This is a genomic window from Novosphingobium sp. KN65.2 (assembly GCF_001368935.1).
GTDB lineage: Bacteria > Pseudomonadota > Alphaproteobacteria > Sphingomonadales > Sphingomonadaceae > Novosphingobium > Novosphingobium mathurense.
On sequence record NZ_CCBH010000062.1, the window covers coordinates 1 to 9,125 of the forward strand.

General features: G+C 61.5%; 10 protein-coding genes. 8 read left to right on the forward strand and 2 right to left on the reverse strand.

Annotated elements, in window-relative coordinates; all coding sequences use genetic code 11:
- Positions 1-29 precede the first annotated feature (29 nt).
- Positions 30-419 (reverse strand): hypothetical protein, encoded by a 390-nt coding sequence (locus SPHV1_RS02245; protein ID WP_054944483.1) that lies wholly within the window; start codon positions 417-419, stop codon positions 30-32.
- 240 nt (positions 420-659) lie between these two features.
- Here SPHV1_RS02245 and SPHV1_RS02250 point away from each other — a divergent pair, with 240 nt between their 5' ends.
- Together SPHV1_RS02250 and SPHV1_RS02255 are read left to right on the forward strand one after the other, a co-directional pair.
- Positions 660-1,481, forward strand: a complete 822-nt coding sequence (locus SPHV1_RS02250; protein ID WP_054944484.1) for an EAL domain-containing protein — start codon at positions 660-662, stop codon at positions 1,479-1,481.
- A gap of 219 nt (positions 1,482-1,700) precedes the next feature.
- Positions 1,701-2,267, forward strand: coding sequence for a DUF1993 family protein (locus SPHV1_RS02255; RefSeq protein ID WP_054944490.1), 567 nt, complete (start codon positions 1,701-1,703; stop codon positions 2,265-2,267).
- 170 nt (positions 2,268-2,437) lie between these two features.
- Here SPHV1_RS02255 and SPHV1_RS02260 read toward each other — a convergent pair whose 3' ends face one another.
- Positions 2,438-3,382: a LysR family transcriptional regulator gene (locus tag SPHV1_RS02260; protein ID WP_231634414.1), complete on the reverse strand. Its 945-nt coding sequence runs from the start codon at positions 3,380-3,382 to the stop codon at positions 2,438-2,440.
- A gap of 24 nt (positions 3,383-3,406) precedes the next feature.
- Between SPHV1_RS02260 and SPHV1_RS02265 the strand changes: the two genes are divergently transcribed.
- From SPHV1_RS02265 to SPHV1_RS02290, 6 genes are all read left to right on the forward strand, one after another.
- A complete protein-coding gene (locus SPHV1_RS02265; RefSeq protein ID WP_054944486.1) occupies positions 3,407-4,438 on the forward strand; it encodes a zinc-dependent alcohol dehydrogenase family protein in 1,032 nt (343 codons plus the stop codon).
- A 59-nt stretch (positions 4,439-4,497) separates the two neighbouring features.
- Entirely contained in the window at positions 4,498-5,538 is a 1,041-nt protein-coding gene (locus SPHV1_RS02270; RefSeq protein WP_082430735.1) for an SDR family NAD(P)-dependent oxidoreductase, read from the forward strand.
- Positions 5,539-5,828: 290 nt separating this feature from the next.
- The gene (locus SPHV1_RS02275; RefSeq protein WP_054944487.1) at positions 5,829-6,458 is read left to right on the forward strand and encodes a cytochrome b/b6 domain-containing protein; all 630 of its coding nucleotides are present in this window, start codon (positions 5,829-5,831) and stop codon (positions 6,456-6,458) included.
- 51 nt (positions 6,459-6,509) lie between these two features.
- On the forward strand, positions 6,510-6,998 hold the full coding sequence (locus SPHV1_RS02280) for a LuxR C-terminal-related transcriptional regulator (RefSeq protein ID WP_197277613.1): 489 nt from the start codon (positions 6,510-6,512) through the stop codon (positions 6,996-6,998).
- On the forward strand, positions 6,995-7,687 hold the full coding sequence (locus SPHV1_RS02285; RefSeq protein ID WP_054944489.1) for a VIT family protein: 693 nt from the start codon (positions 6,995-6,997) through the stop codon (positions 7,685-7,687). The genes SPHV1_RS02280 and SPHV1_RS02285 overlap by 4 nt, the downstream gene beginning before the upstream one ends.
- Positions 7,688-7,987: 300 nt before the next feature.
- Positions 7,988-9,125 (forward strand): PAS domain S-box protein (locus tag SPHV1_RS02290; RefSeq protein ID WP_156367207.1); only part of this gene is annotated, 1,138 nt, incomplete at its 3' end.

The following is a 9,125-nucleotide window of genomic DNA, read 5'->3' on the forward strand; positions in this document are numbered from 1 at the left end:
GGTGAATAAGGCGGGCTAGGCCGCACAAGTCAAATGGCTGTAAGCCCGAATTCGAGCGCGATTGGAGCGCTCAGGTTCGTGGCTTCGATAGAAACCGGCACATAACCGAAACGGGCACCGGACCGAAATGCTACCGGAGACATGCCCGTGAGATCGAGAGTGCTGCGGCTTCCGCCGTAGTCTACCGATATGCTTTCATCTTGTTCCAGCATACGATGGCTGGCAAAGACCTGGAAACCGCGGTTCGAATTGCAGAATTCCTGCACTTGCCCAACGAAGCGCTGCCCGCTGGCATCGAGTTCGAAAGGCTGGGCATCGAGGTCGCAGACTACCGGAACATTGAGCGAGATCCTGAACCCGCCCGATGCGCTTTCGCCTGCGATTGCAGGGGTTGCGAAGATCGCAGATGCGGCCAGCATAGTGCCACAAACGCGCGCCGGGATGTTCTCTCGCCAAGCCATGGAATCGGCTTAGGCTCAATATCTTAAGAATGAGTCAAATGGCTGCGCGCTCGGCAAGTAAGCCCGACAAATCCTGCGCCGACCTGCCACAGTTATTGGACCTGCCCCCAATGCAGGATCGCTCGCCCCACATCTCGATTAATGAAGTTTCAAATCTACCGTGAAATAGCACTGGCTTGAATAGCCAGAGGCAGCGACGTGACCTTCCTTGATCCAGCATTCGTTCCCGCTGCGCGTGGTGACGCCTATCCAAATAAGTGCGGCGCCTGTCGGGAAGGTCTGTCCCATGGACTCAACTTCACCATGGCCTTTCAGCCTATCGTGGACCTCGCTGCCGATCGCGTATGGGGATATGAATCGCTCGTACGCGGACCCGAAGGGCAATCTGCTGCCTCCATTCTGAACCGGGTCGATCCACAAGCAGTGTATGCCTTCGATCAGGCATGCCGGGTTAAGGCCATCGAACTGGCGGCCCCTCTTCTGCCGCGTGACGGGCGTACGAAGCTATCGATCAACTTCAAGCCAAACGCTGTGTACGAACCCCGTGCATGCATCCGCGCAACGCTGGAAGCAGCACGGCGTACCGGGTTCGATAAAGCGCAGTTGATGTTCGAATTCACAGAAGACGAACATATGAACGATGTCGCCCATGTGCGCAGAATCATTGAAGTGTACAAGCAATTCGGCTTCACCACCGCCATCGACGACTTTGGGGCCGGCCACGCCGGACTTTCCTTGCTGGCTGACTTGCGACCGGATCTGATTAAACTCGATGCAGCATTGATCCGTAGCATTGAAAGTTGCCGGCAACGCCAGATCATCGTGCGAAACATTGTCGCGATGACGAAGGAATTGGGCGTCCAATGTCTGGCTGAAGGCCTGGAGACTTACGAAGAAGTCGCAATGGTTAGGGATCTTGGTATCGAGCTTTGCCAAGGCTACTTCTTCGCAAGACCGGAAATCGCCAAATTGCCGCAGGCGAGGATCAATTTCACCGAAAGTTCTCGAAGCACGTTCTGATTTTCTCCATGCACATGCTTCGTGCACGCAAGGCGTAAGGCCTCTTCGAACGGTACCCTGATGCCACGGACGCACGTCGAACATTCATGCGTTTGACGCCGGATGCTCTTTCGAAGATGGAAGAGTTATTCAGCCGGCAGTCATCCCCAGGCATGCCTTTGACATGCCGACCGAAACGAGCTGATCGTAAGGGTGCGTGGACCGATCGAAGGAAATTTGGTGAAGCTGTCAGACGTTCTCGTTCCAACCTATATCCAGATGTTGAAGGCTCTTTCGGCTTGGCTCCGCAAGGCTGAATTGCAAATGACCGATGGCGCAGCGGAGCGCCTTCTGTCGGCGCGGCTTGCCCCTGACATGTTTCCGCTGTCCACGCAGGTTCGCTTCGCGTGCGTGCAAGCACAGGAAGGCATATCCCGACTGCAGGATAAGCCGTTCCCGGCTATGGTCGAGACTCTGCTGAACGAAGGGCGCAATGCTGGCGAGCATCCCGGTTCAATCGCTGACGCCCTAGCCAGGATCGACCAGACGGTGGCGCATATCGAGTCGATCTCGTCCAATGCCCCCGATATGGCCCCGGAAACGCCCATCGCGCATGCGCTACCGATGGGCATGATTTTCGATCTTACGGCAGAACAATATGCGCGGGACTGGGCCCTGCCCCAATTCTATTTTCACGTGATGACCGCCTATGCCATCCTACGCGCCGAGGGCATAGACCTGGGCAAAGCCGATTACGTTGCGCACATGTTTGCCTATCTGCGTCCCGGCACGATGCCCACGAGTTAAGCTTTTCACCGCGCCTGTTTGATTAGCTCCGGCGCCCAATTGGGACTGGCCGGTTCCGGCATATTGCCGAAAGGCTGGTTTCGGCTGCCGAACGGGGAATCCTGTCGCCTGACCCAGACATCGACACAGAAGTTCGAACCGCGGATTGAATGGCGAGGCGATGCGCAGGTTCACGGCGATGAAAGACGCGCGACCAGCAAGTCCACAAATGCACGCAAACGGGGCAACCGCCGCAGATCCATGTGGAAGCCCAGCCAATTGTCCCGGCTTGGCGGATCGATGTCGAGTTTCACTTTCTCGATTCCCGCCGTTGTTTCTCCAAGCGGAACGGGAAGGACAGCCAGGCCAACCCCCAGTGCGCAGAGCTGCGCCTGCACATCGCGGCTGTTGCTCCTTGCCGCGATGTGCGCGTTGGGGAAAGTCCGCGTCAGCCAGGCAACGTCGGGCATCGCGCCAAAACTCGTATCCATCACGATCAACGGGCAGCCCGCGCCGTCCCCCGTTACCGGCTGCCAAGTCTCCGGCTTCGCGTAGAGACCATAGCCTACGGTCACCAGCCTTCGCGCGATCACCTCCGGTTCGTCGAAGTCGGCGATGCGGATGACCAGATCGGCCTCGCGACGGGCAAGACTGTAAATCCGGGCGTCGGTAAGCAACTCGAGAATAACGGCCGGGTTGAGGCGCTGGAACTCGGCGATCACCGGTGCCAGCATGATGCGGCCGAACCAGTCCGAGCAGGTCAACCGCAGCACACCTTCGAGCGAACCGTCGCGGCCGGTGAGTTCGCGCGCCAGCGCCTGGGCTTCGGCTTCCATGACCTCAGCATGACGAAGCATGATTATGCCTTCGTCAGTCAACGAGAAACCGGACGAGGAACGCTGGAACAGTCTCGCGCCAACGGCAGCTTCGAGTGCGCGCAATCGCCGCCCCATCGTCGGCTGCGATTGGCCCAGACGGCGGCCCGCCCCTCCCAGGGATCCGGCCCGCGCGATCGCGAGAAAAACGCGCAAGTCACTCCATTCAAGAGGCGCAGCGGGCATACCACATCCATTCAAAAATGAATGAGGACTGTGCGCTTTTGGCGACTGCCAGTCAAAGACGAATGCGCCCATCATCCGAGCACCAACAGGAGTTCGACCATGCTCAGCCCAACCATGACCGCCGCCATTGTTGAAGCGACCAACGGACCTTTCATCCTCCGCGAGCTTGCGCGTCCCGAGCCCGGCCACGGGCAGGTGCTTGTGCAGATCGCGGCAAGCGGCACCAATCCGCTCGACACCAAGATCAGGGCGGGCGAAGCCCCCCATGCAAAGCAGCCCTTGCCGGCCATCCTCGGGATGGACCTGGCCGGAACTGTTGTTGCGGTCGGTGAGGGCGTGACGGATTTCCAGATTGGGGATTCCGTTTTCGGACTGACGGGCGGCGTCGGCGGACTGCAAGGCTCCCATGCGCAGTTTGCAGCGGTGGATGCGCGGCTGCTGGCCCGCAAGCCGGATGCGCTGACCATGCGGCAGGCCTCCGTGCTGCCGCTGGTTGTTATCACCGCGTGGGAGGGGTTGATTGATCGCGCACAGGTCCAGGCCGGGCAGACGGTGCTGATCCAGGGCGGCGGCGGCGGCGTGGGCCACGTTGCCGTTCAGATTGCGCTCGCGCGGGGAGCAAGGGTATTTGCAACCGCGTTCGGCGGGGATCTAGAATATGTGCGCGGCTTGGGCGCCACACCGATCGACGGGTCCGACGAGGCTGAGGCCTATGTCGAAGAACATACCTGCGGCCGGGGTTTCGATCTTGTCTACGATACAATTGGCGGCCCGGCTCTGGATGCTTCGTTTCGCGCCGTAAAGCGGTTCGGACACGTGGTGAGTTGCCTTGGCTGGGGCACCCACAAGCTTGCCCCACTTTCATTCAAGCAAGCGACGTACTCGGGCGTGTTCACGCTGCACACCCTGCTGGCCGACGAAGGCCGGGCACACTTCGGTGAAATCCTGTCGGAGGCGAGCGCACTTATCGAGACGGGCAAGCTCTTCCCGCGCCTCGACCCGCGTGTCTTCACCATCAAGGAAATCGAGGTCGCCTATGACGCGGTGCTGGGCCAGAATGGCACCGTGCGTCAGCGGGGCAAGATCGCGATCTCCATCGACCCACAATCTGACCATCCGCAACGGGGCTGAAGCCCACTGTCACTGTCGCTTATCCAGCTGTGACTATCAGATATTCATAGGAAAATCACATGACCAAGCCATTCGGGTTCAAGTCCACCACCGATGACGTGCTCGCAGAGATCGATGTGACAGGAAAGCGCATCCTCGTGACCGGCGTTTCGGCGGGACTGGGCCTCGAAACTACCCGCGCTCTCGCCAGCCACGGTGCGCAAGTGGTGGGCACAGCGAGAGACCGCGACAAGGCTTCCAAGGCTTTGGCCGAAGCTGGATTGGACAGAAGTTCGATTGAGCTGGTTGAGCTGGATCTGGCCGATTTGGGGAGCGTCCGGAGCGCTGCCGACAGGTTGCGAATGGGGCGCCGTCCGCTCGATCTGGTGATCGCCAATGCCGGGGTCATGGCGCCCCCACCCGGTCTTACCGCTGATGGTTTTGAGACCCAGTTCGGAACCAACCATCTCGGGCATTTTGCCTTCGTCAACAGGATCGCGGCGCTGATGCGTCCCGGATCGCGGCTCGTGATGCTTGCCTCGTCCGGGCATCGCTTTTCGGATGTCGACCTGATGGATCCGAACTTCGATAAGACCCCCTACGACCCATTCATCGCCTATGGTCGATCCAAGACGGCCAACATCCTGTTCGCGGTCGAATTCGATCGGCGGTATCGCGCGCTAGGTCTGCGCGCGACGGCCGTGCATCCCGGCGGGATCCAAACCGAGCTTGCCCGCCACATGGGCGCCGAACGGCTCCAGCTGCTTGTCGACAGCATCAACGCGGATCTGGCGAAGGAAGGCAAGCCGAAGATGGAGTGGAAAACGCCCCAGCAGGGCGCTGCGACAACGCTCTGGGCAGGCCTCGTCGCAGACGCGGACGACGTCGGCGGCCGTTATTGCGAGGATTGCCAGGTATCCCCGGTGGTCAGCGACGAAAGCATCGGCTTCGCCAGCCCGGGCGTACGGCCTTATGCGCTCGATCCGGAAACGGCCAAGGCACTCTGGGCCAAGAGCGAAGATTGGGTTTCGGAGACCTTCGATTTGAGGCTCGAGGCCACCCCAGTCGATGCCAGAGCACGCCGCGATCCGCAGGAAAGCCGGCGAAACATTCCGGGCTGACCGTGCGCCGGACAGCCCGCGTCGCTCCGTTTTCGGCGCGGCATGGAAACTGACAACGGACACGATCACCGTTAGAGACGGCACGCGCATCCTCTACAAAGGCTCCGGCCCGGGATGAGCTAGCCAACATGGCGCGATTGGATGCGTAAGCACCCGCTTATCGTCGAGCCTGTAAGCGCCGGGCCTATTACCTCATGCGGCTCGTCAGGCCAGACAGAGCGGGCCAGCGGCCGGCTCGTGATCCTTCACCCGGCCTGCCGCTGGCATCATTTCCGAAGGAAACCGCTGCCATGACCGTGCCTGCCACCGAGAGAAACTGGGACCCCGTTGTCAAGTTGACCCACTGGACAATTGTTCTGGCCATCCTCGCCAACGCCCTGCTTACCGAGGAAGGCAGCGCCGCCCACATATGGGTGGGCTATGCGCTGGCGGCGATCCTGGGGCTGCGCCTGCTGTGGGGCCTGATCGGCCCGAACGAGGCGCGCTTTACCGCCTTCCCGCCCAACCCGGCCCGCGCGCTGAGCCATGTGGGCGAGATCCGCCGGGGCGAGAAAGCCGAACATGCCAGCCACAACCCGTTGGGCGCGCTGATGGTCTATGCGATCTGGTCGTGCCTGTGCGTGATCATCGCCACCGGCATTGCCATGGCCGGCTTCCCCCCACAGGGCGAAAGCCACGAGGAAGGCCGCCCGGCTGCCCTTGTCTCTGCCGAATCTGGCGAGGAGCGTGAGCGGGCGGAGCAGGCCGAAGAAGTCCGGGAAAGTGGCGAAGATCACGAAGAGGGCGGAATGGAAGAGCTGCATGAAATCGCGGTCAACCTGCTCTATCTACTGATCGTGCTGCACATCGCCGGCGTGGTCTTCGAGACGCGGCGCAGCGGGCGGCAGGTAGTGCTGGCGATGCTGCCCCGCCGCCAGTAAAGCGGGTTCATGAAGGGGCGGGCGCGCAAGCTGGAACACCGAGCCACGGCGATGACCGTCGTCGTGGCCCTGCAGGCACTCGCCGCCGCCTTCTTCTTGGCCGACCTGGCGGGGGACCTGGCCGGGGAAGGAACCGATAGTCATCTGATCGTGGAAGGCATCGCCGCCGTGGCCCTGCTGATATCGGTGGTGTTTGGCGCGAACCAGATCCGCCATCTGATCGCCGCCTCCCGGGCGGACGAGGCTGCGGTGGCGGTTGCCCGTGGCGCGCTGGGCGAGTTGGTCCAGCTACGGTTTTCCCAATGGCAACTGACCCCGGCAGAGGCCGATGTTGCATTGTTCGCCCTGAAAGGCTGCGACGTGGCCGAGATTGCCACCTTGCGCGGCGCGGCAGCAGGCACTGTCCGGGCGCAACTGGCGCGCATCTATGCCAAGGCTGGCGTCACATCACACACCGCGCTGCTGGCGCTGTTCGTGGACGAACTGATCGATACCTCGCTGCTGCAGGCGGCGGGGCCCGAGGGGGAGAACGACGCATGAGGCCGCATACCGAACAGCACCTAGTATCCCGTATTGGCTGGTTGCGCGCCGCCGTGCTGGGAGCGAACGATGGCATCGTGTCCACTGCCAGCCTAATCCTGGGCGTCGCTGCATCGGGCGCAGACCGCCCGGCAATCCTGGTGGCGGGCGTCGCCGGGCTGGTGGCAGGGGCCATGTCGATGGCGGCAGGCGAGTACGTCTCGGTCAGCTCGCAATCGGATACCGAGCAATCGGACATTGCGCGCGAAAAGGAGGAGCTGGCTAGCGGGCCAGAGGCCGAGCTGGCCGAACTGGCGGGGATTTACGAGAGCCGCGGCGTCGATCCGGAAACTGCCCGAAAGGTAGCCCGGCAGATGACAGCCTTCGATGCGCTGGGCAGCCATGCGCGCGACGAATTGCACATTACCGCCACAACCGAGGCGCGGCCGGTGCTGGCCGCCTTCACCTCTGCCGGCACCTTCACTGCCGGGGCCGCCCTGCCGCTGACGCTGGCGGCGCTGTTGCCGATGGAGCTGGTGGGGCCTGGGCAGGCCGTGGGCTCGATCCTGTTCCTCGCCCTGCTGGGGATGGTCGGGGCCAAGGCCGGCGGAGCCAAGCCACTGCGCCCGGTGGCCCGCGTAGTCTTCTGGGGCGCCTTGGCGATGGGCCTTACGGCCGCGATTGGCAGCCTGGTGGGGACAAGTGTGTGAAAGGTCGCGGAACAGTTGCACCGGGACCAGGAGCGGACCGGCAGGTGTTGGAATGTCCCGCCGCAAAGCCACCGTTCCTGCGGCGTGAACCGGTCCTCGGAGCCAGCCATTCGTTCACGTCGCTTCGCGACCCATCGACGACGGGAATTATTGCCCTTGGCTGCGGCAAGATTTTTCTATTTTAGCCAAATATTTACTGGGCGTATCTACGGACTTTTGCCCAAGTCCCAGCCCGCCAAGCTCCGTTAAAAGCATCGGCCCGGCTCAACGACCGGGGGGGCGTGGGAGAGGACAGAATTGATGATGCACAAAATCGGCCCCGAGCTGATCAGGCGAACGCCTATCACGCTATTGGCGCTCACCCGCCATCGCGTGGAACCGCACGAGGAGGACTGGTTCGCGCGCTGCCGGAGTGATTACCTTCGCTCATTCCCGTTCACCCTGCTCGAATTGGTTCGGCTCTCTGCTCTTCTCCTGCTTGTCGGTCGCTCGAGCAATCTGGCTTTTATCTGCGCGGTGCTGGTAGGCTTTGCCCTTGTGATGGGTGCTCAGGCATCGGTCAGGCACCGTGAGGCGAATCTCCAATGCAGTCAAACTCTGGCACTTCGCTATCGCAGGAACACCTTTTGTATCCGCGCCATCTGGTGGTGTGTGATGCTTGGCTGGTCAATCGTGATTGCGCCGCAAGATCAATTAATGGGGCTGACGGCGCTGGGTATCGCCATGATGGTGATCGACGGTATCAGCATTCTGGCGTTGCCGCATTTGGCGCTGGGCGCCGTGCTCTCGAGTGCTTGCGCCATTATTGCAGGATTGCTCAACCGCGAAGGAATGGCCGCGGCGCCCGTTGCGGTCGTGATAGGACTTCTCGCCTCGTTCCTGCACTGGTCGATCTATAACCTTTTCTATCTGTTCGCCACACGGCGCATCCGCACGAAACGCTTGGCGCAGTCGAACGAAACGATCCAGCTGCTCCTCAATCAATACGATGACGAGGGCAGCGACTGGCTTTATGAAATCGATGCGGAGGCACGCATTTCCAACCCGTCGCCGCGGTTTTGCGATGCCTGCGGAATCGATGCGGATCGGCTCGACGGCATGCCCTTGGCAGTCCTGTTCCATGAAGGCATCCATCGGCAGGAGCTCCAGGCAAAATTGAATTTGGGCGAGAGCTTCCGCGATCTAATTCTTCCGCTGAAAGTTCGTGGGGAGGAACGCTGGTGGTCGCTAAACGGACGCCCTATTGACCAACTGCGCGGCAAAGCGGGCGGGTGGCGCGGGTTCATCGCCGATGTCAGCGACGCCAAGCAGGCGGAAGCCAAGATTTCCCACATGGCCCATTTCGACCTGTTGACCGGTTTGCCGAACCGCACCCTGTTCAATGCGACTCTGGAACGGGCCATGATACGTCTGTCGACCCCCCCCCCCGCCGGGGCGG

Excerpts from the sequence above, each read along its gene's own strand:
- SPHV1_RS02245 (WP_054944483.1), bottom strand. The coding sequence starts at position 419 with ATGCTGGCCGCATCTGCGATCTTCGCAACCCCTGCAATCGCAGGCGAA.
- SPHV1_RS02265 (WP_054944486.1), top strand. The coding sequence starts at position 3,407 with ATGCTCAGCCCAACCATGACCGCCGCCATTGTTGAAGCGACCAACGGA.
- SPHV1_RS02260 (WP_231634414.1), bottom strand. The coding sequence starts at position 3,382 with ATGATGGGCGCATTCGTCTTTGACTGGCAGTCGCCAAAAGCGCACAGT.
- SPHV1_RS02270 (WP_082430735.1), top strand. The coding sequence starts at position 4,498 with ATGACCAAGCCATTCGGGTTCAAGTCCACCACCGATGACGTGCTCGCA.
- SPHV1_RS02275 (WP_054944487.1), top strand. The coding sequence starts at position 5,829 with ATGACCGTGCCTGCCACCGAGAGAAACTGGGACCCCGTTGTCAAGTTG.
- SPHV1_RS02285 (WP_054944489.1), top strand. The coding sequence starts at position 6,995 with ATGAGGCCGCATACCGAACAGCACCTAGTATCCCGTATTGGCTGGTTG.
- SPHV1_RS02280 (WP_197277613.1), top strand. The coding sequence starts at position 6,510 with ATGACCGTCGTCGTGGCCCTGCAGGCACTCGCCGCCGCCTTCTTCTTG.